This is a genomic window from Parasulfitobacter algicola (genome assembly GCF_013315265.1).
In the GTDB taxonomy this organism is placed as follows: Bacteria; Pseudomonadota; Alphaproteobacteria; order Rhodobacterales; family Rhodobacteraceae; genus Parasulfitobacter; species Parasulfitobacter algicola.
On record NZ_JABUFE010000007.1, the window covers coordinates 141011 to 162799 of the forward strand.

General features: G+C 53.8%; 18 protein-coding genes. 15 read left to right on the forward strand and 3 right to left on the reverse strand.

What is annotated here, in order from left to right:
• Nucleotides 1–61: 61 nt before the first annotated feature.
• Nucleotides 62–1681 (reverse strand): divergent polysaccharide deacetylase family protein, encoded by a 1620-nt coding sequence (locus HRQ87_RS20595; RefSeq protein WP_174138830.1) that lies wholly within the window; start codon nucleotides 1679–1681, stop codon nucleotides 62–64.
• Between the two features lie 135 nt (nucleotides 1682–1816).
• Between HRQ87_RS20595 and HRQ87_RS12800 the strand changes: the two genes are divergently transcribed.
• The 6 genes from HRQ87_RS12800 (at nucleotide 1817) to lexA (ending at nucleotide 6630) form a co-directional block, all read left to right on the forward strand.
• A complete protein-coding gene (locus tag HRQ87_RS12800) occupies nucleotides 1817–2398 on the forward strand; it encodes an anthranilate synthase component II (protein WP_174138831.1) in 582 nt (193 codons plus the stop codon).
• A complete protein-coding gene (gene trpD / locus HRQ87_RS12805; RefSeq protein ID WP_174138832.1) occupies nucleotides 2395–3414 on the forward strand; it encodes an anthranilate phosphoribosyltransferase in 1020 nt (339 codons plus the stop codon). The genes HRQ87_RS12800 and trpD overlap by 4 nt, the downstream gene beginning before the upstream one ends.
• Nucleotides 3411–4229 carry an indole-3-glycerol phosphate synthase TrpC gene (trpC, locus tag HRQ87_RS12810; RefSeq protein WP_174138833.1) on the forward strand — a complete coding sequence of 273 codons (819 nt, stop codon included), beginning with the start codon at nucleotides 3411–3413 and terminating at the stop codon, nucleotides 4227–4229. Before trpD ends, trpC begins: the two co-directional genes overlap by 4 nt.
• A complete protein-coding gene (gene moaC, locus HRQ87_RS12815) occupies nucleotides 4226–4699 on the forward strand; it encodes a cyclic pyranopterin monophosphate synthase MoaC (protein ID WP_174138834.1) in 474 nt (157 codons plus the stop codon). The genes trpC and moaC overlap by 4 nt, the downstream gene beginning before the upstream one ends.
• Nucleotides 4696–5871 carry a molybdopterin molybdotransferase MoeA gene (locus tag HRQ87_RS12820; protein ID WP_174138835.1) on the forward strand — a complete coding sequence of 392 codons (1176 nt, stop codon included), beginning with the start codon at nucleotides 4696–4698 and terminating at the stop codon, nucleotides 5869–5871. The genes moaC and HRQ87_RS12820 overlap by 4 nt, the downstream gene beginning before the upstream one ends.
• A 63-nt stretch (nucleotides 5872–5934) precedes the next feature.
• Entirely contained in the window at nucleotides 5935–6630 is a 696-nt protein-coding gene (gene lexA, locus HRQ87_RS12825) for a transcriptional repressor LexA (protein ID WP_174138836.1), read from the forward strand.
• 9 nt (nucleotides 6631–6639) lie between these two features.
• On the opposite strand, the gene HRQ87_RS12830 is transcribed toward lexA, so the two are convergent.
• Nucleotides 6640–8694, reverse strand: coding sequence for a ComEC/Rec2 family competence protein (locus HRQ87_RS12830; RefSeq protein WP_343035271.1), 2055 nt, complete (start codon nucleotides 8692–8694; stop codon nucleotides 6640–6642).
• A 72-nt stretch (nucleotides 8695–8766) separates the two neighbouring features.
• Between HRQ87_RS12830 and gltX the strand changes: the two genes are divergently transcribed.
• Nucleotides 8767–10161, forward strand: coding sequence for a glutamate--tRNA ligase (gene gltX / locus HRQ87_RS12835; protein ID WP_174138837.1), 1395 nt, complete (start codon nucleotides 8767–8769; stop codon nucleotides 10159–10161).
• A 92-nt stretch (nucleotides 10162–10253) separates the two neighbouring features.
• Nucleotides 10254–11549: a citrate synthase gene (gene gltA / locus HRQ87_RS12840; protein ID WP_174138838.1), complete on the forward strand. Its 1296-nt coding sequence runs from the start codon at nucleotides 10254–10256 to the stop codon at nucleotides 11547–11549.
• 271 nt (nucleotides 11550–11820) lie between these two features.
• Here gltA and HRQ87_RS12845 read toward each other — a convergent pair whose 3' ends face one another.
• Nucleotides 11821–12702 (reverse strand): pPIWI-associating nuclease domain-containing protein, encoded by an 882-nt coding sequence (locus HRQ87_RS12845; protein ID WP_174138839.1) that lies wholly within the window; start codon nucleotides 12700–12702, stop codon nucleotides 11821–11823.
• 595 nt (nucleotides 12703–13297) lie between these two features.
• On the opposite strand from HRQ87_RS12845, the gene leuD reads away from it, so the two are divergent.
• The 7 genes from leuD (at nucleotide 13298) to HRQ87_RS12880 (ending at nucleotide 21789) form a co-directional block, all read left to right on the forward strand.
• Entirely contained in the window at nucleotides 13298–13903 is a 606-nt protein-coding gene (gene leuD / locus HRQ87_RS12850) for a 3-isopropylmalate dehydratase small subunit (RefSeq protein ID WP_174138840.1), read from the forward strand.
• Between the two features lie 230 nt (nucleotides 13904–14133).
• Nucleotides 14134–14970: a hypothetical protein gene (locus tag HRQ87_RS12855; RefSeq protein WP_343035273.1), complete on the forward strand. Its 837-nt coding sequence runs from the start codon at nucleotides 14134–14136 to the stop codon at nucleotides 14968–14970.
• A gap of 89 nt (nucleotides 14971–15059) precedes the next feature.
• Nucleotides 15060–16025: an endonuclease/exonuclease/phosphatase family protein gene (locus HRQ87_RS12860; protein ID WP_174138677.1), complete on the forward strand. Its 966-nt coding sequence runs from the start codon at nucleotides 15060–15062 to the stop codon at nucleotides 16023–16025.
• Nucleotides 16026–16096: 71 nt separating this feature from the next.
• The gene (gene leuB, locus HRQ87_RS12865) at nucleotides 16097–17203 is read left to right on the forward strand and encodes a 3-isopropylmalate dehydrogenase (RefSeq protein WP_174138841.1); all 1107 of its coding nucleotides are present in this window, start codon (nucleotides 16097–16099) and stop codon (nucleotides 17201–17203) included.
• Nucleotides 17204–17267: 64 nt separating this feature from the next.
• Nucleotides 17268–18269: a DMT family transporter gene (locus HRQ87_RS12870; protein WP_246252228.1), complete on the forward strand. Its 1002-nt coding sequence runs from the start codon at nucleotides 17268–17270 to the stop codon at nucleotides 18267–18269.
• 176 nt (nucleotides 18270–18445) lie between these two features.
• The gene (locus HRQ87_RS12875) at nucleotides 18446–19987 is read left to right on the forward strand and encodes a BCCT family transporter (RefSeq protein WP_174138842.1); all 1542 of its coding nucleotides are present in this window, start codon (nucleotides 18446–18448) and stop codon (nucleotides 19985–19987) included.
• A gap of 5 nt (nucleotides 19988–19992) precedes the next feature.
• Entirely contained in the window at nucleotides 19993–21789 is a 1797-nt protein-coding gene (locus tag HRQ87_RS12880; protein ID WP_174138843.1) for a glycine betaine ABC transporter substrate-binding protein, read from the forward strand.

Sequence of the window (21789 nt, forward strand, 5' to 3'; positions counted from 1 at the left end):
GTCCCTGTCCGGGCCTTCTTCGCAAAGAAAACCCGACTAGGGTTTGATGAGCGGCGTAGAGTTATTGCGCTTTCAAAACAGACGACAAGGGTGCAATCGCTACAGTTTCGGCACGCGGTGTTTGCGACCATTCCGACAGCGCCGATATCACTGCGGGTGACATTTGGGCGACCAGCAGCACATTACCATCACGCCCGGCGCGGAACACGGCTGAATCCAGCGTTCGACGGATCGCCATGCTGTTGGTATCCGAAATCTCGCGGAAGACCGAAACAGCAGGCAATCCTTCGCGGTCAGCAACACGTTGTGCACTGTTCAACCCCGATGAGACCGTGACAAGCCCCTGACCTGTCGCATCCAAGATCTGAACCAGTTGCGTGACAAGACGTGTCTGGTTTTGAAAGTCGTTGTTGCCTTGTTCAAAAACGGCGACTGCCTGTGGCACCGCCGCGCGATAGCTTTCAAACGTCACTTCAATGTCAGCGGGCGTCGCATCGCTTGGCAGATTGGTCATCATGGCCACTTCAAACCCGGCACGGCGGTACGCCGAAGCACGGTCACTGGCATTACCGCGTGTTGCATCCACCGCAACCGTAACCGGATAGGAAAAACCGCTTATCATATTTGAGGACACATTTGTCGATCCATCATCCATCAGCATCACGGAAAACAACGGCCTGTTTTGCGGGTTCTCGAATGGCACGGCAAAATCATCTAAGGCATTGCCAGTCGATACCGCATTCACGGTGCCCGTCCCCTGTGCGGCCTGGGATGGTTGTCCGATTGTTGGCAAACGCGTGCTATTGCTGCCACGATTGATCGCGCCCTGACCTTGCAAAGAACTTTGACCGATCTGCAAGCGACGTGGGCGTGTTCCGGCATTCCCGGTCGATGTCTCGGCCGATGCAATCTGTTCTTCGACAGGCTCTGGCGCGACCTCTGGTGTGGCCTCAACCACCTCGGGCTCTGCCACTTCTGGTTCCGGAGTGATCGGATCAACGGGTGCCTCGGCAACGTCAACGGGTTGCGCAACCTCTGCAGGCTCTTGTGGGGGCTGCTCAGCTGCGACCTCTGGTTCTTCCAAAGGCGGCGCTGCGGGTGTGTTATCAACGGTGACCTCTGTCTCAGGCTCTGGCGTTTGCTGTGGACTGGTCTGGTTCAACGACGGTTCACCCGATGGCCCGCCCGACGGCGAAACGGGGTCATTCGGGATCAAAATAAAAGACAGCTGCGGTTCTTCGACCTCAGGTTCAACCGGGGCCTGTGGTGCCTGGGTTTCGACTTCGGGCTGGGCTTCGGGCTGAACTTCGGCCACTTCAACTTCGGGCTCAATCGGGGCCGGAACCGGATCCGGCTCAGCAACGGGCTGTGGCACAACTTCCGCAACCTCGGGTGTTGGTGGCGTGTCCTCGACAACCTCGGGCTCTGCCACAGGCTCGGGTACTTCAACTTCGGCGGTCTCTTCGGGTTGGGTCGGGATAACCGGCTGAGGTGTCTCTGTGATAATGATCATCGGTTGATCGATCACTTCCGTCTCGACCGGCAACGGCTCAGCCGCCGTTTTCGCCATGTCACCAATTTGCCTGTCTTCGGGCGGTCCGCTGACGGCCGCCATGATAGCGGCACCCGTCCCCAAGACGACCACACCTAAAAACGCTCCTGATAAAAAACCACGTGCCACGATATTATCTATCCTTTTTAACGCTCGTACTGCCCGTCATGCCCTTGACGTCGCGCAGTAACCCTGAACATTTATAACCCAACCTAAGCCTATGACGGTAGTCCATATTTTCGCAAGAGTCCCAAAGGCAAAGAAATGCTGCTTTTAATCGATAATTACGACAGTTTCACCTATAATCTAGTGCATTACCTTGGGGAATTGGGCGCAGATGTGGTCGTGCATCGTAATGATGCGCTGGATGTGCAACAGGCAATGGCACTGAAACCCCACGCAATTTTGCTGTCACCAGGTCCCTGTGACCCGTCGCAAGCCGGAATTTGTTTGGCCCTGACCGAAGCGGCGGCCGAAACCAGAACCCCGCTGATGGGAGTTTGTCTGGGCCATCAAACCATTGGTCAAGCCTTTGGCGGCAAGGTCGTGCGCAACGATGAAATTGTCCACGGCAAGATGGGCACCATGCATCACACTGGCCAAGGCGTGTTCGCAGATCTGCCCACCCCGTTTCTGGCCACGCGCTATCATTCCCTGATCGTCGAACGTGACAGCCTGCCCGATTGTCTTGAAGTCACCGCCGAACTTGACGACGGCACTATTATGGGGATGCAACATCGCAGCCTGCCAATGCACGGCGTGCAATTTCACCCTGAATCCATCGCATCCGAACACGGGCATAAAATGTTGCAAAATTTCCTGAATACAATCCCGGTGCCCGCATGAGCGATACCATGAAACCCTTAATCGAAGCCGCCGCAAACGGCCCGCTTAGTCAGGATCAGGCTGAACGCGCCTTTACGGTGCTGTTCGACGGTCAAGCCACACCAAGCCAGATCGGCGGCTTTCTGATGGCCTTGCGCACACGCGGCGAAACGGTTGATGAATACGCCGCCGCAGCCGCCGTCATGCGTGCCAAATGCAACGCAGTCAAAGCGCCAGACGGCGCAATGGATATCGTGGGCACAGGCGGTGACGGCAAAGGCACGCTGAATATATCGACCGCAACCGCCTTTGTCGTGGCAGGCGCAGGCGTACCGGTGGCCAAGCACGGCAATCGCAACCTTAGTTCAAAATCCGGGGCCGCCGATGCCCTGGGGCAGATGGGCATCAATGTCATGGTCGGCGCCGATGTTGTAGAACGCGCACTGACTGAAATCGGCATCGGCTTCATGATGGCCCCAATGCACCACCCCGCGATCAAGCACGTGATGCCCACGCGCGCCGAATTGGGCACACGGACCATTTTCAACATTCTTGGCCCGCTGACCAACCCCGCAGGCGTCAAGCGTCAGCTGACCGGCGCGTTTTCCCGCGATCTGATCCGCCCGATGGCCGAAACGCTGGATAAGCTGGGATCAGACGCGGCGTGGCTGGTCCACGGATCTGACGGAACGGACGAGCTGACAATCACTGGCACAAGCTGGGTCGTCGCACTGAAAGATGGCGCATTTACCGATATGGAAATCACCCCCGAAGACGCAGGCCTGCCGGTACATCCGTTTGATGATATTCTTGGCGGCACACCCCAGGAAAATGGCCGTGCTTTCAATGCGCTATTGGAAGGGGCGCCATCAGCCTATCGCGATGCTGTGCTGTTGAACGCCGCGGCCGCTTTGCTGATCGCAGACAAGGTGTCTGATCTGAAAGACGGCGTCAAACTGGCCGCCGAAAGCATCGACAGTGGTGCGGCCAGCGCCAAAGTCGTCAACCTCGCCGCCCTCACATCGGAGACCTCATGACAGCGACCATCCTTGAAAAAATTAAAGCCTATAAACTGGACGAGGTCGCCGCCCGAAAACAGCAAACGCCCCTGGCCGATCTTCAGACCGCCGCCGCCAATGCCCCGCCCGTGCGCGGCTTTGCAGATGCGTTGGAACAGGCCATGAAAACCGGGTATGGACTAATCGCCGAGATCAAGAAAGCATCGCCATCTAAGGGCGTTATTCGCGATGATTTCGATCCTGTTGCGCTGGCCAAAGCCTATGAAGATGGCGGCGCGACCTGTCTGTCGGTTCTGACCGACACGCCATCATTCCAAGGCGCTGACACCTTTTTGACAGACGCCCGCAGTGCCACCGAACTGCCTGCCCTGCGCAAGGATTTCATGTATGACCCCTATCAGGTCATTGAGGCCCGCGCGCTGCATGCCGATTGCATTTTGATCATCATGGCATCCATCGATGATACCTTGGCGAAAGAACTGGAAGATACCGCAATCGATTATAAAATGGACGTTCTGATCGAGGTCCACAATGAAATCGAACTGGACCGCGCCATGGGTCTGAAATCGCGTCTAATTGGTATTAACAATCGCGACCTGCACAGCTTTGTCACTGATATCAATGTCACCAAGACACTGTCGCGCCTTGTGCACGCCGACAAAACCATCATCAGCGAAAGCGGCTTGAATACACCCGAAGAACTGGCCGATCTGGCGATGTATGGCGCACGGGCTTTTCTGATCGGCGAAAGCCTGATGCGCCACGATGATGTGACCGCAGCCACACGTGCACTAATAGGCAACCCGCTGACCCCTGTCGGGGGCGGATTATGAGCCTGACACATTTCGATAAATCCGGTGCCGCGCATATGGTGGATGTGTCTGACAAAGCGGTCACATCGCGGATTGCAACGGCGACAGGTTACATCAAGATGGCACCACAAACCCTTGATATTATTATGAAAGGTGATGCAAAAAAGGGTGATGTGATCGGTATCGCGCGACTGGCCGGGATCATGGGTGCCAAGAAAACCGCCGACCTGATCCCGCTGTGTCACCCCTTGCCTATCAGCAAGGTCGCAGTGGATATGTCATGTGATCCTGATCTACCAGGTGTGCGCATCGCTGCAACACTGAAAACCACCGGCCAAACGGGCATCGAGATGGAAGCCTTGACCGCTGTTTCAACTGCTGCCCTGACCGTCTATGACATGGTGAAAGCTGTCGATAAAACGATGGAAATCGGTGGCATCCGTGTGACACTGAAAGACGGCGGAAAATCCGGCCGTTTCGAAGCAAAATGATCACCGTCGACGAAGCGCTTGCCAAAGTTTTCGAACTGGCCGACCCCCTTGATGTGGAACATGTGCCGCTGGCCTCTGCCGCGGGTCGCGTGTTGGCCCAACCCGTAAAGGCACAGCGCAGCCAGCCGCCGTTCGCATCCTCGGCCATGGATGGATATGCGGTACAAAACGCCGACATAGCCGAAGGTGCCACGCTGCAGGTCATCGGCGAAGCCGCTGCAGGTCACGCCTTTTCCGGTCAGATCAACGCGGGTGAAACCGTGCGTATATTCACCGGCGCCCCAATTCCCAAAGGCGCGGATCGCGTGATTATTCAAGAGGATGTTACTCGTGCTGAAGGTCATATTACCATTGATCAAAATGTCGACAAATCATTTCATATCAGAGATCTAGGCGTCGACTTTAAAGCAGGGGATATACTGCAATCACCCCGCCGTTTGCGCCCTGCGGATGTTGCCCTGCTGGCGTCGATGAACATCGGACAAGTGCCTGTGACCCGTAAGCCGGTGGTCGCCCTGATCGCCACGGGCGACGAACTTGTCATGCCGTGCGAGGTCCCGCGCGATGATCAAATTATCGCATCAAACACCTTTGGTCTTAAGGCAATGATCGAGGCGACTGGCGCCACCGCCCGCCTGTTGCCCATCGCCCGTGATACAGAAAGCTCGTTAAAAACAGCGTTTGATCTGGCCCAAGGTGCCGATGTTATCGTCACCATTGGCGGTGCATCGGTGGGCGATCATGATCTGGTGGGCAAGGTCGCACAGGATCTTGGGTTGGATCGCGCATTCTATAAAATCGCAATGCGACCGGGCAAACCGCTGATGGCTGGCCGTCTGCGCGATGCGGCAATGATCGGACTTCCCGGCAATCCTGTATCCTCAATCGTGTGCGGCCATCTGTTTTTGCTGCCTCTTTTGCGCAAGATGCTTGGGCTGCCCGCACAGCCCGCTGCACGACAAAAGATGCCCCTGGCTGACGATCTACCCGCCAATGGGCCCCGCGAACATTACATGCGCGCATGTATCATGGATACGGGTGTGACAGCCTTTGACAGTCAGGACAGTTCACGCCTGCGCGTTCTATCCGAAGCCGACGCCTTGATCTGTCGCCCTATCCATGACCCCGCCCGACAAATGGGGGATCTTGTGGATGTTATCTTATTGGAATGACTTGACACAAAACAAGAACATGAATAGAACATTGGTTAAACATACCTTATCACGGGGTCCAAAATGTTAACCAAAAAACAACTGGAACTGCTTGAATTCATTCACAAACGGGTTCAGCGCGATGGTGTTCCACCGTCATTTGATGAAATGAAGGAAGCTTTAGACCTGCGATCCAAGTCCGGCATCCACCGTTTGATCACTGCTTTGGAAGAACGCGGCTTTATCCGTCGCCTTGCCCATCGGGCCCGTGCGATTGAAATCGTCAAGCTGCCTGACAGCGTCAGCGCCAAGGCCAGCGGGTTCAGCCCTGTTGTGATTGATGGCGATAAACCCGACGTAAATCCGCCTGCAAATGCGATGATGGTGGCCGTTGATGCGGTCGAACTGCCGGTCATGGGCCGTATCGCCGCCGGTGTCCCGATCGAAGCAATCAATCAAGAATCGCACAAAGTGGCAGTTCCAGGTCAGATGCTTAGTGGAAAAGGCGATCACTATGCCCTTGAAGTCAAAGGGGATTCGATGATCGAAGCTGGGATCAACGATGGCGATGTCGTGGTTATCCGCGAAACGACAACCGCCGATAATGGTGATATCGTCGTGGCATTGGTCGAAGATCACGAAGCCACGCTGAAACGCTATCGCCGCAACGGCAACGCCATCGCGCTTGAGGCGGCAAACCCGGCCTATGAAACGCGTGTTTTCCGCGAAGATCAGGTCAAGGTTCAGGGCCGTCTGGTCGGTTTGATCCGTACGTATTAAGGCCCAAGGCTAATCCGGTTTCCGGGTTAGCATCAATTCCGGCATGTCTTGATCAAACTGCTGTTGGTTCCACAACCGCAGCCCCGCGGCTTCACGTGCGGTGGTAATCTTCAAATCATGACTGATGGCCACGGCCCCCGTTTGACGCAAAATGTCAGGGGTCAGGACAGTGCAATCGGGCATTTCTTCAATGTCCACGTTCACAATAAGCCACGCCGCCCCGTCGCAATCAGATGCTTGTTGGCGCGCTGATTTTCCCGTCGCATGCAGCAACGATTGCCCCCCGACCCGGATCATTCCCGGCGTCCGGCGTGCGGCAGCATCCTCCTGCAGCGCTGTATCGCCATCATTTTCCAGCCAGCTAAGCGCGATGAACCCTTCGCCACGTGGTTTGCTAAGTGCGCGCCCCTGCGGTGTCATGACACCGACCAGCCCCCCACTTTCCGAAATCAGTACAACGGGGCGTTCAACCTGCGCCCAAAGAACCATCGTACCAAGTATCGGCACCACACCGACCCATCGCGTTCGATCCCGCCACAGGATTACAAAAAGCCCACCCAATGTAACCAACGGCAAAACGACCAAACCCGGGGCTGGTACATGGCTAAGTGATCCGTCCAGCCCTGCAATCCAATCGGCCACGAAGATGATCCATTCGATCCCCAAGCCCATGATATAAAACGCAATCCAGTCTAATCCCAACGGCCACAACAGGCCCCCAATCACTGCGCAGGGGATGATTACAGCCCCCATCAAAGGTACGGTCAGCACGTTGGCCAGCAGGCCGTAATGCGCAATCTGGTTAAAATGCGCTGCCGCAAAAGGCGCCGTTGCTGCCCCCGCCACCGCAGATGACATGATCAGCCCGAATATCGGACGCAAAAATTTTGGCAACGCCCTGTCGCGACCTCGAATTGCACCAAAGACTGCGACCAGCGCCGTCGTTGCCGCGAAAGACATCTGAAAGCCCGGGCCCATCAACGCCTCGGGGCGCAGAACTAGCACGATGACCGCAGCCAATGCCACCGCGCGTAATGTCAGCGCCCGGCGGTTGCACAGGATTGCGATAAGCATCACCGCAACCATGATAAACGCGCGTTCAGTCGCCACCGATCCGCCCGACAGCATCAGATAAAACGCCGCCGCCGCCAATGCCACGACCGCGGCCACTTTCTTGGCCTGCACACGCAAGGCAATTGCCGGGATCAACGCAATGCCAAAGCGCACTGCACCAAAGACAAAAGCCGTCAGCAACCCCATATGCAGCCCCGAAATTGCCAGCAAATGCGCCAGGTTCGATGCGCGCAAATCCTCAAGCGCGTCTTGTCCGATGCCCGACCTGTCCCCAGTCAGAATGGCCGCCGCAAAGGCACCTGCATCCCCGGGCATGCGCGCCTGAACCCCTTGGGAAATCGACTGACGCAGCCGCGCGATCATCAGGCTGAAACTGCGATCACGTGCAGGTTCAAGCACCAGTGCAGGTGTCCGGGTATAGCCCACCGCCCCCAGTCGCCGAAACCACGCCATGCGTTGAAAATCAAAGCCCCCCGGTTCAACAGCCCCCTGCGGTGGCGACAGATGCGCAGTCAGAATAACAGTCATGCCCGGTTTTGGCGTCAAATATTTCTGTTCACCATGCAGCGACACCCGGACGCGTGTCGGTGTGCGTTCCGGCGACACATTGTCCAATATCACTTGGTCCAACGTCAGTCGGGGCACATCCGATTGCGACCGGTCAATCGCGATGATCCGCCCTTCGACCGCGCCGTAATAACGCCAGCCCAAGACAGGTTCAGCCACCATATTAGCCCGTAACGCACCCAGCAAAAGACCAAACGCGATCAGCGCAAAAGGGATCATCACAAAGCTGATCCGTACCAACCGGACAAGCCGCAAGACCAGCGGCGCGATCACAAACGCACCAGACAGCCCGATATGGAACCGTGTCGGTTCAGCCGGCAGCATGAAGTACCATGCAATACCAATGCCCATAAAGACCGGCACCCATGGAAACAGATGTCCGCGCTGCGCAGCAAGCATCCCCATGATCGGCACGTATGGCACTTGTCCTTACCCCGCAGGCTGAATAGACACAGGCCCTGAATAGGCACGCACCCTTACCCGAAGGTTAAGATCATGACAGTTGTCACCCGTTTCGCCCCGTCCCCCACTGGATTTCTACATATCGGCGGGGCACGAACGGCCTTGTTCAACTGGCTTTATGCACGGGGTCGCGGCGGCAAATTTCTGTTGCGGATCGAAGACACCGACCGCGAACGATCCACGCCCCAAGCAACGCAAGCCATATTGGACGGAATGGACTGGCTGGGTCTGGATTATGACGGTGATGCGATCAGCCAATTTGATCGTGCCCACCGGCATGCCAATGTCGCGCAGCAAATGTTGGATGCGGGCCATGCCTATAAATGCTTTTCGACCCAGGACGAAATTGCAGCCTTTCGTGATTCCGCCCGTGAAAACGGCAAATCGACCCTGTTTCGCAGCCCTTGGCGCGATATTGACCCCGCAGATCACCCCAATGCGCCTTTTGTGATCCGTCTAAAAGCTCCGCAGGATGGCGAAACGGTGATCCACGATGATGTCCAGGGCGAGGTGCGCTGGCAGAACGATCAGCTGGACGATATGGTACTACTACGGTCAGACGGTACACCGGTCTATATGCTGGCGGTGGTGGTGGACGACTACGATATGGGCGTGACCCACGTGATCCGCGGCGATGATCATCTGTCCAATGCCGCGCGTCAGTCGCTGATCTATACTGCAATGGGATGGCCCCTGCCCACCTATGCCCATATTCCGCTGATCCATGGACCTGATGGCAAAAAACTGTCGAAACGCCATGGCGCGCTTGGGGTCGGGGAATATCAGGCGATGGGCTATCCTGCGCCAGGCATGCGCAACTATCTGGCCCGCTTGGGTTGGAGCCACGGCGACGATGAGTTTTTCACCGATGCGCAGGCGAAAGAGTGGTTTGATACCACTGGCATCGGCAAATCGCCCGCCCGTCTGGATTTCAAAAAGCTGGAACATATCTGCGGTCAGCATATTGCTGTGATGGAAAATGCTGCACTGCTGCATGAAATCGATGGATATCTGGCTGCCTCGGGCCAAGCCGCGTTGACCCCAAAACAAAAAGATGGGCTTTCAACGGCCATGTATTGCCTGAAAGAGCGCGCGAAGACCATCCCGGAACTTCTTGAAAAGGCGCACTTTGTTCTTGGCAAGCGCCCTTTTGTCCCGGATGAAAAGGCTGCCAAATCACTGGATGACGTCACGCGATCTTTGCTGGCAGAATTGACGCCGCATCTGCAAAATGCTAGCTGGACACGCGATATGCTGGAAACAGCCGTCACCCAGGTGGCCGAAGGTCATGGGATGAAGATGGGCAAACTCGCGGGGCCATTACGCGCCGCACTTGCCGGACGTGCTGTAACGCCTAGCGTTTTCGACATGATGCTGGTCATTGGCCGCGATGAAACCATCGCACGGTTGACCGACGCAGCGGCCTGAAACAACACCTTTGCGCACTGTCGCTTTGGATGTTTCGGCCGAACAGGACGGTTCAGCCCTGTGGCTGACTTTGACGAAAAGAGGGGAAGACCATGTCTGACACACAAAAAACGGCCACACTGTCGTTCGACGGCAAAACGATCGAGTTGCCGATGTATTCACCAACCGCCGGGCCAGACGTTATAGACATCCGCAAATTATACGCCCAGGGCAATGTCTTCACCTATGATCCAGGCTTCACATCCACCGCCGCCTGCGACAGCACCATCACCTATATCGATGGCGGCAAGGGCGAACTGTTGCACCGCGGCTATCCCATCGACCAGCTGGCCGAAAAATCGCATTACCTCGAGGTTTGCTATCTGCTGCTGTACGGCGAACTGCCATCCGCCGAACAGCTGGAAGACTTTGAAACCCGCGTCACCCGCCACACCATGCTGCACGAGCAGATGATGAACTTCTTCCGCGGGTTCCGCCGCGATGCCCACCCCATGGCTGTCATGGTCGGTGTCGTCGGCGCCATGTCCGCGTTTTACCATGACAGCACCGATATCAGCGACCCTTGGCAGCGCGAGGTCGCCTCGATCCGCCTGATCGCCAAGATGCCCACGATTGCCGCGATGGCCTATAAATACACCATCGGCCAGCCCTTCGTGTACCCCCGCAACGATTGCGATTACGCGTCCAACTTCCTGCGCATGTGCTTTGCTGTCCCGGCCGAGGAATACGAGGTCAACCCGATCCTGGCCCGCGCGATGGACCGCATCTTTACCCTGCACGCGGATCACGAACAGAACGCCTCGACCTCGACCGTGCGGCTGGCGTCCTCATCCGGCGCGAACCCGTTTGCCTGTATCGCAGCAGGTGTGGCCTGTCTGTGGGGTCCTGCCCACGGCGGCGCCAACCAGGCCTGCCTTGAGATGCTGCGCGAGATCGGCACAGTCGACCGCATCCCCGAATTTATTGCCCGCGCCAAGGACAAGAACGACCCCTTCCGCCTGATGGGCTTTGGCCACCGCGTCTATAAAAACTTCGACCCGCGCGCCAAGGTGATGAAACAATCCGCAGACGAGGTGCTGGACCTTCTGGGGATCGAAAACAACCCCGTCTTGCAGGTCGCCAAGGAACTGGAAGCCGCAGCGCTGGCCGATCCGTACTTTGCTGAAAAGAAACTGTTCCCGAATGTGGATTTCTATTCGGGCATTATCCTAGAGGCGATGGGCTTCCCCACATCCATGTTCACGCCCATCTTCGCGCTCAGCCGCACCGTGGGCTGGGTGTCGCAATGGAAAGAAATGATCGCCGACCCCTCCATGAAAATCGGTCGCCCGCGTCAGTTGTACAAAGGCGAAACGCTGCGCGACTACACCGACATAGAAAACCGCTAAATCCCAGACCGGCCGCCACTGTGCGGCCGGTTTTGGTTTTGGAACATAGCTTCCTTCCAACATTTGTGACCTAGATTCCGCTTGGCGGGACGAAGCTGCTGTTGAAATTGTCAGTTTAGACGACCGCTTATGCAGACGGCAGCTAATTTGCCCACGACCCACACCAGAAATCTGCACCACAAAGGTTGCGCGTTTCCATGACGTTCTGAACTGGTGCATAAGTCATGAACTGTGCATCAGACAGTGGCTTCACGCGGTCAATCAACTGCTGCTATGAAGTCGCAAAGGCTGTCCCGGAAATCACACTCCACAAGAATGTAACCGCTCCTTCAACACGAGACCTAATTGCCAACAACTGCGCATGTTCGAACCGCCCAGATGAGCCATGTGTTCCGTCATTGAAAACACGAAACAGTTGAACGACATTCTTCATGTCGTCTTCGATAAAGTCGGTCACGGCGTCGTCTCCGACTCCCTGCTGGTGCAAAAAATATTTGATCTTTGCGCGGCGGGTCGGTTTTCCTTGAGGTGTTAGTTCGCAGTTTGAAAGTGCGTTCTTTACGTCTTCGTCAACTGCAAATCGTTCAAGAATTTCGGTCAGTAGCTCACGGGCACTAGTGCAAAAGTGCCGTGCCGCATCAGGGTTTTTGGGATCAAGCGAATATAGGGCACCATGCCACCGATCTTGGACATCTTGGGAAATTTTCTCAAGAATGTGATCAATCTGCGATGAAACCGCTTGGTCAGATTCATTCTCTGGCGTTTCTCCTTCGAGAGCATTGATGACACTAACTGAATTTGCAGCTTCGCGTTCTGACAAATCTAAAAACCGATCATAGCGCTCATCATAGACGTCCGCAGCCGCTCGCTCTTCAAGTATGTTATACGATTTTTGGACGGTGGTTACGGAAGTCCTTAGAGTAACATATTGCGGTTTTGACGATGTTCGAGCAAGCTTCTGGAGTTCTCGCCGCAATCTTTCTCGATTAGCTCTTACACGTGCATTGTGAGCGCGAACCTTCGAGTTGTGTGTTCTCACAGCCTGATTGTATTTGTTTATCGCTTGCTTTTGTTTGTTTTGTGCTTGGCGAATTTTCGACTTTGCCTGAGAAATCTTACTACGAAACTGTGACACTGATATTCTCTTAGCCATGGCACAAATCCTAGATACTTTTGCGGAATAGATAACAATATATATAGTGGAGAGTGTGTGTTGGTTCAAGTTTATGCGCGTCCAGCCCATATCATTAAACGCGCATCAGGCCCTTGTATGTGCAACCTAGATGCAATCTCCGAAAACCGACATTTGCCACAACGCAGAGACTTGGTAGGTCTGGGCTCAAACCAGACTTTGGTCACACACAGCACCAATGGCCGCTTACCATGCCTTCTGCATTTGGGATGGAAAGGTCAAAGGTATCGAAAGTTCGTCACTGCATAACATGCAGCTCTTTCGATTCAACAACCCATTTTAATACTCACATACAAATTTAAACTCAGACTAGGCCCCGGATCATTCATAGTTTCTCAATCCATATGTCAAAACCAAGGCAGTTACCCCCCGTCGTTGACCTGCCTTAACAAACTCTGACCACCACGTCCAAATCGGTGTCAAATATTGAAAATCTATGAACACCCTGTCGATTGGCATTGTTTTGTACAAAAATCTTTGTACAAAACCCCTGTACAAAATATACAAAACTCGGCTTAACGGGGCGAATTGGCCCCGGACGCAAAGGAAAAAACTGATGGATAAATTCGAAAAACTCACCGGAATTGCGGCCCCTTTGCCGTTGATCAACGTCGATACCGACATGATCATTCCAAAGCAGTTTTTGAAAACCATCAAGCGTTCTGGTCTGGGCGTAAATCTGTTCGATGAAATGCGGTTTGATGATAACGGCAATGAAATCAAAGACTTCGTTCTGAATCAGCCTGCATATCGTAACGCAGAAATTCTGGTCGCAGGCGATAATTTCGGTTGCGGCTCGTCCCGCGAACATGCGCCTTGGGCGATCAAGGATTTTGGAATTCGCTGCGTTATTGCCCCATCTTTTGCTGATATTTTCTATAATAACTGCTTTAAAAACGGCATTCTTCCTATCGCGCTTCCTCAGCAAGCTGTTGATATCCTTATGAAAGATGCTGAAAAAGGCGCCAACGCCCGTATGACGATTGATCTTGATGCTCAAACCGTCACCACCTCAGACGGAGAGGTTTTCAGCTTTGACGTCGATCCATTCAAAAAGCATTGCCTTCTGAACGGCCTCGACGATATCGCCCTGACACTCGAAAAAGCACCCGCCATCCAAACATTCGAAACCCAAGCCCAACAAGCCCGCCCATGGGTTTGATTATTCAATAATACGGTAAAATAGGTCGATATATGGCCCTTTTTTCGTTATTAAGAAACACCATTCCTGTACAAAAAAAAACACGAAACCGCCGCATTTATTAAGTGAAATTAAAGAAGTGGTTCGTAACAAGTTTTTACCCCATCAGTGTTTTAAGTTCTGACGGGTTAATCTTGGGTTTATATGAGATGCACCGAGGTAATAGAGGTGCAGCAAATGGGGGGTATTCGGTGTTCATTCGGTTAGCAAGTGCACTGTTACGTGCTGTTTTTGTTATGATTTTGATCGTTTTCCCTTCGATCTTACTGCCCGGCTTAACAGCTGATACGGCATTTATTGTAGTGTTAATTGCATTGTTTGCAGCGGGATTGGTTATTTTTGAATATGCATCCAGCTATCCAAGTCTGATCGAATTTCGCGACGCACCGCCCTTTAACCGCATCCGTTTTATATCACTATTCGTAACAATCTTAATGCTTACCCTGATTTGTCGTGGCATATACCAGCCGACCGCTCTGACTATTCTTTTGACGGACATTGGTCATTATATTGGCAAGGTGATGGATTTCCCGTTCTCGCCTGTCCGCCTTATTATTTCGACCCTTCCTGACGACAGCTCTGCTGAAAAAATTGAGCTTTTGCGCATGACCGCAGGGGTCAGTTATATGCTGTCAGTCATGTCCTTGGTTTATTTTATGCTGTTTCTGGCGCTTCGGGCCTGGCCAACGCGCAGTGTGTTCAATGTGTGGGTTAATTTACCGACGTTCGATCCGACAGCCGGGGGCGATGTTGTAAAACGTCTGAACCGGGATGCACTTGTTAACGTGTTCTTAGGGTTCGTGTTGCCATTTGTTATTCCAATAGCGATCGGGGCTGCAGCACAACTGTTTACTGCGATTTCGCTGGATAACGATCAGACGATGATTTGGATGGTAACAGCATGGGCCTTTCTTCCTGCCAGTCTGTTTATGCGTGGCCTTGCCATGGGCCGCGTCGCCAAGATGATTCAGAAAAAGCGCAAACGCAGCTATTCGCAAGATGGCGAAGATGGATTGTTGTTTGTCTGACTTGGATTTTATCTGCTGTAATTTGCCAATCTGACAGTCTCAGGCTTGCGACATTTCATACAGAATTGTCGCGCAAAGGCCCTGGCTTGTTGCTTCGCGATATTGAACGACGTGATGATGACATCCTGACTATTGCACGGATCATTGCGCAGGCTAACGCCGATATCCTTGTGCTGCAGGGCATTGATTATGATTTTGGCGGGGCGACGGCTGTAGCGTTGCGCTTGGTTTTACAAGAAAACGGGATTGAATATCCCTTTCACTTTACACGCCGCCCAAATTCAGGCCTGGCAACTGGGCTTGACTTGGATGGCGACGGCAAAACCGGTACGCCACGCGACGCACAAGGCTATGGGCGTTTCAGCGGGCAAGATAGCATTCTGATCCTGTCCCGTTTTGAAATTCTACACGAAGGTGCCTTGGATTTTTCAGATATTCTATGGAAGGACATGTCTGGGGCCACCCTGCCAATGGTCAACAACGCCCCATTTCCCAGTATCGACGTACAAGCCATCCAGCGGTTATCGACCACTGCCCATTGGGATGTTCCGATCCTTTTGCCAGATGGTCAGACGATGAACCTTTTGACTTATCATGCAACGCCCCCGGTTTTTGACGGACCAGAGGATCGCAACGGGTTGCGCAACCATGATGAAACGCTATTTTGGGTGAATTATATCAATGATAAACTGGAAAATCCTTTTGTTATTGCTGGAATATCCAATCTGGATCCGGTCGATGGCGATGGACGCCCGGACGCGATGTTGGCTTTGCTGAACCATCCCAACATTCAGGATCCAAAACCCACCAGTCTGGGCGGACAGCAAAATGCAGATGCAAATCACAAAGAGGATCCAGCGCTTGATACGGCTGTTTTTGACGGCCCAGGCAATTTGCGTGTAGATTATGTTTTACCCTCATCCCACTGGCAAATAAAAGACGCTGGTGTGTTATGGCCAACACCAGGAACACCGCTTTACGACCGATTTGGACCCGATTGGGAAACGGTCAGCAGACATCGTTTGGTATGGGTCGATCTTGATCTAACCCGCTGATCCATTTCGTTTCTTGACCCTTTTGCGCCAAGGCGATACGCAACCGCAAACGCCAACGAAAGGGATTTTCAATGAGCAATCCATCGCTTCTTATTCTTGCCGGGGACGGTATCGGTCCCGAAGTCATGGGTCAGGTCATACGGATTATCGACTGGTTTGGCGACAAACGCAGCATCACATTTGACGTCACCGAAGATCTTGTCGGTGGGATCGCCTATGACAAACACGGTGTTCCGCTGCATGATGATACAATGGAACGCGCACAGCAGGTGGATGCAGTTTTGTTGGGCGCTGTTGGTGGTCCGAAATATGATGACCTTGATTTCAGTGTGAAACCGGAACGCGGCCTGTTGCGTCTGCGCAAGGAAATGGACCTGTACGCAAACCTGCGGCCGGCGCAATGTTTTGACGCGCTTGCGGATTTCTCGTCCTTGAAAAAAGAGGTCGTGGCGGGTCTAGACATCATGATCGTGCGCGAACTGACATCGGGCATCTATTTCGGTGAACCGCGTGGTATTTTCGAAGAGGGCAACGAACGCGTCGGCATCAACACGCAGCGGTATACCGAATCCGAAATCGACCGCGTAGCTCGTTCGGCGTTTGAATTGGCGCGGCGTCGCGGCAATAAAGTTTGTTCGATGGAAAAAGCAAATGTCATGGAATCCGGTATTCTTTGGCGTGAGGTCGTGCAAAAAGTGCACGACGAAGATTACCCAGATGTCGAACTAAGCCATATGTATGCAGACACGGGCGCAATGCAGCTGTGCCGCTGGCCCAAACAGTTCGACGTGATTGTAACCGATAACCTGTTTGGCGATTTGCTGTCCGATGCGGCGGCGATGTTGACGGGATCGCTTGGTATGTTGCCGTCAGCCAGTCTGGGTGCGCCCATGGCAAACGGCCGCCCCAAGGCGCTTTACGAGCCTGTGCATGGATCAGCCCCCGATATTGCGGGTCAGGAAAAAGCCAACCCGATTGCGTGCATTTTAAGCTTTGCCATGGCGCTGCGGTATTCCTTTGATATGGGGGATGATGCGAAACGCGTTGAAGATGCCGTTGAAAAAGTTTTGTCCGATGGGGTCCGCACGGGCGATCTGATGCAAGCTGGCGAAGGCAAAGCTGTTACAACTGTACAGATGGGAAATGCAATCATCGACGCTTTGAACACCAGCCTGTAATATACGGCGGTTTCGGGCCAACAGACTGAAAACAGGCTTGCATTCGGCCCAAAGACGGCACTGAATGACACAGCACGAACACATGGTGGCCCGCATGACCGACACTGCCCCTTCAAATACGAAAGGCGCATTTTTCGCGCTCGCAGCGTTCGCGATATTCGCCACACATGACGTGATCGTCAAATTGTTGGGCGCGAATTATTCAGCTTTTCAGATTGTGTTTTTCAGTGTTTTGCTTGGCTTTCCCTGGGTGCTTTTCATGCTTTTGCACGACAAGACCCGTGGTGATTTACGCCCGAAATACCCCCTTTGGACTGTCATCAGAACCATTGCCGTCGTGGTGACCGGTGCATCAGCATTTTATGCGTTTTCGACCCTGCCGCTTGCGGAAACCTATGCCATATTATTTGCCGCCCCTTTGATCATTACAATGCTAGCCATCCCGATACTGGGCGAAAAAGTCGGGCTAAGGCGGGGGCTTGCCGTATTGGTCGGCCTGATCGGTGTTGTGGTTGTTTTGCGTCCCGGTGCGGCCCCGTTTTCCTTGGGGCATGCTGCCGCCCTTGCAGCAGCTGTCGGTGGTGCATTGGCGTCAATCATCGTGCGAAAGATCGGGCGCGATGAACGCAGCGTGGTTTTGATGCTATACCCGATGGTGACAAATTTCGTGGTTATGGCCTGCATTCTGCCTTTTGTTTATGTACCAATGCCATTGGAAGATTTTGCTTTGTCAGGTCTGATCGCCGCCTTCGCCTTTGCCGCAACGCTGTGCCTGATCGCGGCATATCGACGGGGCGAAGCTGTAATTGTAGCCCCGATGCAGTATTCCCAGATCATCTGGGCCACAGGGTTTGGCTATTACTTTTTCAACGAAACTGTGGATCGCACCACACTGATCGGCGCCGGTATCATTATCGCAAGTGGTCTTTATATCGTGTTGCGCGAAGGTCAGGCAAAAGTGTCGAATACGACCCCTGTTTTGCGCACAAGATCGCGTTTTGAAACTGGTACAAACCTTCGGATAGGAACGATCTTGCGAACCAAGCAGAATAAGTCTGATCCATAGACAAAAGTGCGGAAACCATAGCCACCGCAACAAAAGTTAACGTTTTGATGACAAATGCGATTTGCCATACTAAGGTTGATACAACCTGCGGGGGCAGTTCATAAAATAAGCACGAGCGTGATCATCAATATACGCCTGGCCGCCCCATCCGTAGTTAAATAGGAAGAGGGCCCCAAATGACTTCGAAACGTCCCGCATTCAATGCTGTTTTTTTCATATCGCTGGCCTGTGTGGCAGCTATTGGTGGCTGGGGTCTGATTGATCCGGATGCCATGACAGGCACATTTTTGGGCTTCACCAATTATATGCTGACAGGCATCAGTTGGTATTGGCTGTTGATCACCACGGGCTTTTTGATCCTAAGCGGATACATGGCATTTGGCCCTTATGCGAATATCCGGTTGGGCAAAGATGATGAACGGCCCGAATTTTCAACAGCATCCTGGATTGCGATGTTGTTTGCCGGTGGAATGGGCGCAGGGCTGCTGTTTTGGGGTGTGGCCGAACCGATTTACCACTTTGAAGGCCCCCCCGGTATGCAGGGTGGCACACCAGAAGCCGCACGCGAGGCTCTGGTGATCACAAATCTGCACTGGGGTCTGCATGCGTGGTCCATCTATGGGATTTGTGCACTGGTGATTGCATACTTCACATTCCGACGAGGGCAGCCGTCGCAAATTTCGACACCGATCAGATCGCTGTTCAAGGGACCGATGGGCAAACCAATCGCAACGCTAGCCGATGTTCTGGGTGTTCTGGCGGTGGTCTTTGGGTTGGCCGGGTCGCTGACAATGGGCACACTTCAGGTGCGTGGCGGTCTGAATGCCGTGTTTGGTGTCGGCGATACAACAACAATATCCCTGATCATCATGGGCGTGCTTTTCATCTGCTATATGCTGTCGGCCACAACCGGCGTCGATAAAGGCATCAAAATACTGTCGAACCTGAATATGGTCATCGCAATCGCGATTATGCTGTTCGTTATCATCTTTGGACCATCGCGCTTTATTCTGGAAACATTCACCAATTCAATCGGGGAATACTTTTCGCGATTGCCGGCTATGGCGTTCAAGATGTTTCCATACGAAGGGTTAGCGGGCTGGACCAGTGGCTGGACACTGACCTATCTGATCTGGTGGCTGGCTTGGGGCCCGTTCGTGGGCATCTTTGTGGCACGCATTTCACGTGGCCGTACGATCCGCGAATTTTGCATCGGCGTGATTTTCATCCCCACAATATTTTCGATACTGTGGTTTTCCGCTTTTGGGGGCACGGCGATTTACATCGAACTCTTTGGTGGTGGCGGTCTGTCAGAACTGGTCTTTGCCGATGTGACATCCGCGCTGTTCAGCTTTCTTGATTATTTCCCACTGGGTGAAATTCTTGGGGCAACAGCCTGTTTTCTGATCTTTATCTTCCTTGTAACATCGGCAGACTCAGGGACGTTTGTTCTGTCGATGATGACAACCGAAGGTAATTTGAACCCACCGATTGTGCATAAACTGGTCTGGGGTGTTCTGATCGCGATTTTGACTGCAGGCACGTTGCTGACCGGATCTATCCCGGTGGCAAAGGCGATGGCGATTACCGGTGCATTACCGTTTTCGATCATCCTGCTTTTGCAGATCGTGGGCTTCTTGCGTGAAATTCGCAAAGAACTTCCTGACAAGACACGCCCGAAAGAGGCGCGTGGCCAAGTGACAACGGCAGCGGAGTGAAGATAATGCGGTATATTTTTGCTTTGCTGTGCATGATTGGTTTGGCGTCTTGCGACGATCCGGCCGGTACGTTGAAAATTGGCGGCAAGGATTTCAGCGAAAGCTCAATCCTGTCGGAAATGATGGCAATCCTGGCCGAAGATGCCGGAATTGCCGTGACCCGCCGCATCAATCTGGGATCAACTTTGGTCAATCTGGAAAGTCTCAAGCGCGGCGATATTGATGTTTACGCCGAATATAACGGCACCGGACTTGTCATGCTTGGCCAGCCTGCGATGACAGATGGGGATGCGGCGACCGAACGCGTCAGATCATTGTATCAACCTCTTGGTCTGGTCTGGGGCAAACGGTTTGGATTTGACAACAACTATGGTCTGGCCATGCGCGCGGGCCGTGCACAGGAACTGGGTGTTGAAAGCATCTCGGATCTGGTCAGCATCGCAAGTGATCTGACCATAGGGATCGAAGAGAATTTCCAAAGCCGTCCGTTGGATGGATTTGGCCCCATGACCGCACGCTATGGCATGAGCTTTGGCAATGTCAGTGTCGTTTCCGCCGATGCGCGCCCACAGCTTTATGACACTTTGTTGGCAGGCGATACGGACGTGATTGAGGTTTTTACCACCGACGGTCAGATCGCGGATCTTGATCTTGTTTTGCTTGACGATGATCTGAACTTCTTTCCTGTCTATCAGGCCGCCCCATTGGTCCGTGCAGATGCTTTGGTGAAATTTCCACAGCTTCAGGGGCTTTTTGACCAACTGGCAGGCAAGCTGGATGCAGAAACCATGCAGCGACTTAACAGTCAGGTTGATCAGGATGCCCTGTCCCCGCGCGAAGTGGCCCGTGCCGCCTTGGCTGAGATGGGTTTGATTGACGAAAGCGACGGTTTGCAAATTGCCGAACCTATCATCATCGCGCATTCCCCGTTTGTCGCGGCAGATACCGAAACCGGGCGGGCATTGCGCGCCGTGCGCGAAGCTTATCCCGGGCGGCGGGTTTTGCTGCAAGAACAGTCCGATCCTTTGGCCGCATTGGCATCAGGCGACATGCCGATTGCCTTGGTAACAGCGGTTGAATTTGCAGATCTGGGTGCAAATAATTTACCTGAAACCCGTCCCTTTGAGGGGGTCGGCGTCGTTGGGCAAGCCTATCTGCATGTGATCGGTTTGGGCGATACGCGTCGCTTTAGTGATATCGAAACGCTTGTGACAGGTCCCGAAGGATCGGCGTCACACCGTGCCGGTATGATCTTGGCGGCAGGCAATTCAGGCATAACCCTATCGCCACAAAGTGATCTGACCACCGGCGATGCCGCACTGGTGTTGGCCCCCATCGGATCATCCATTGTGCAGGATTTGCTGGAAAACGGCAGGCTGCTGTCTGTCACAGGGTGGGACCAGGGCGATAACCTGGTCCGGTATCCCCAGTTGCGTCAGGCGCGCATTCCCGAAGGCAGTTATGATGGGCAAAACACGGCCATTGAGACCCTGTCTTCGCAGATGGTCTTGGCCGGACCCGTGGTTGAAAATACCGACGCTGTCGGACCCCAGGGACCCGGTGCATCTGCCCCGACAGATGTCGCAGCCCTGTCCAACACAACGGTTCTGGCGATCAGCAATGCGCTGCGATCTGACATTGGGCTTGATCCCGCCCTTCCTGGTGCCGCCGCACTAACCCCTGCCTTGCCTGCGCCACCCGCAGCTGTGAACCCGTCGCCTTTCACCTCAGTTCTGACGGCGATCGTGTTTCTGCTGTTTGGCTGGCTGATCTGGCTTTATGCACGCCCGGAACGGAGATAA

Bases quoted from the DNA above. Each gene is read 5' to 3' on its own strand.
- lexA (WP_174138836.1), top strand. From the start codon at position 5,935: ATGTTAACCAAAAAACAACTGGAACTGCTTGAATTCATTCACAAACGG.
- trpC (WP_174138833.1), top strand. From the start codon at position 3,411: ATGACAGCGACCATCCTTGAAAAAATTAAAGCCTATAAACTGGACGAG.
- gltX (WP_174138837.1), top strand. From the start codon at position 8,767: ATGACAGTTGTCACCCGTTTCGCCCCGTCCCCCACTGGATTTCTACAT.
- leuB (WP_174138841.1), top strand. From the start codon at position 16,097: ATGAGCAATCCATCGCTTCTTATTCTTGCCGGGGACGGTATCGGTCCC.
- HRQ87_RS12845 (WP_174138839.1), bottom strand. From the start codon at position 12,702: ATGGCTAAGAGAATATCAGTGTCACAGTTTCGTAGTAAGATTTCTCAG.
- leuD (WP_174138840.1), top strand. From the start codon at position 13,298: ATGGATAAATTCGAAAAACTCACCGGAATTGCGGCCCCTTTGCCGTTG.
- HRQ87_RS12880 (WP_174138843.1), top strand. From the start codon at position 19,993: ATGCGGTATATTTTTGCTTTGCTGTGCATGATTGGTTTGGCGTCTTGC.
- trpD (WP_174138832.1), top strand. From the start codon at position 2,395: ATGAGCGATACCATGAAACCCTTAATCGAAGCCGCCGCAAACGGCCCG.
- HRQ87_RS12820 (WP_174138835.1), top strand. From the start codon at position 4,696: ATGATCACCGTCGACGAAGCGCTTGCCAAAGTTTTCGAACTGGCCGAC.
- moaC (WP_174138834.1), top strand. From the start codon at position 4,226: ATGAGCCTGACACATTTCGATAAATCCGGTGCCGCGCATATGGTGGAT.
- HRQ87_RS12870 (WP_246252228.1), top strand. From the start codon at position 17,268: ATGACACAGCACGAACACATGGTGGCCCGCATGACCGACACTGCCCCT.
- gltA (WP_174138838.1), top strand. From the start codon at position 10,254: ATGTCTGACACACAAAAAACGGCCACACTGTCGTTCGACGGCAAAACG.
- HRQ87_RS12875 (WP_174138842.1), top strand. From the start codon at position 18,446: ATGACTTCGAAACGTCCCGCATTCAATGCTGTTTTTTTCATATCGCTG.
- HRQ87_RS12800 (WP_174138831.1), top strand. From the start codon at position 1,817: ATGCTGCTTTTAATCGATAATTACGACAGTTTCACCTATAATCTAGTG.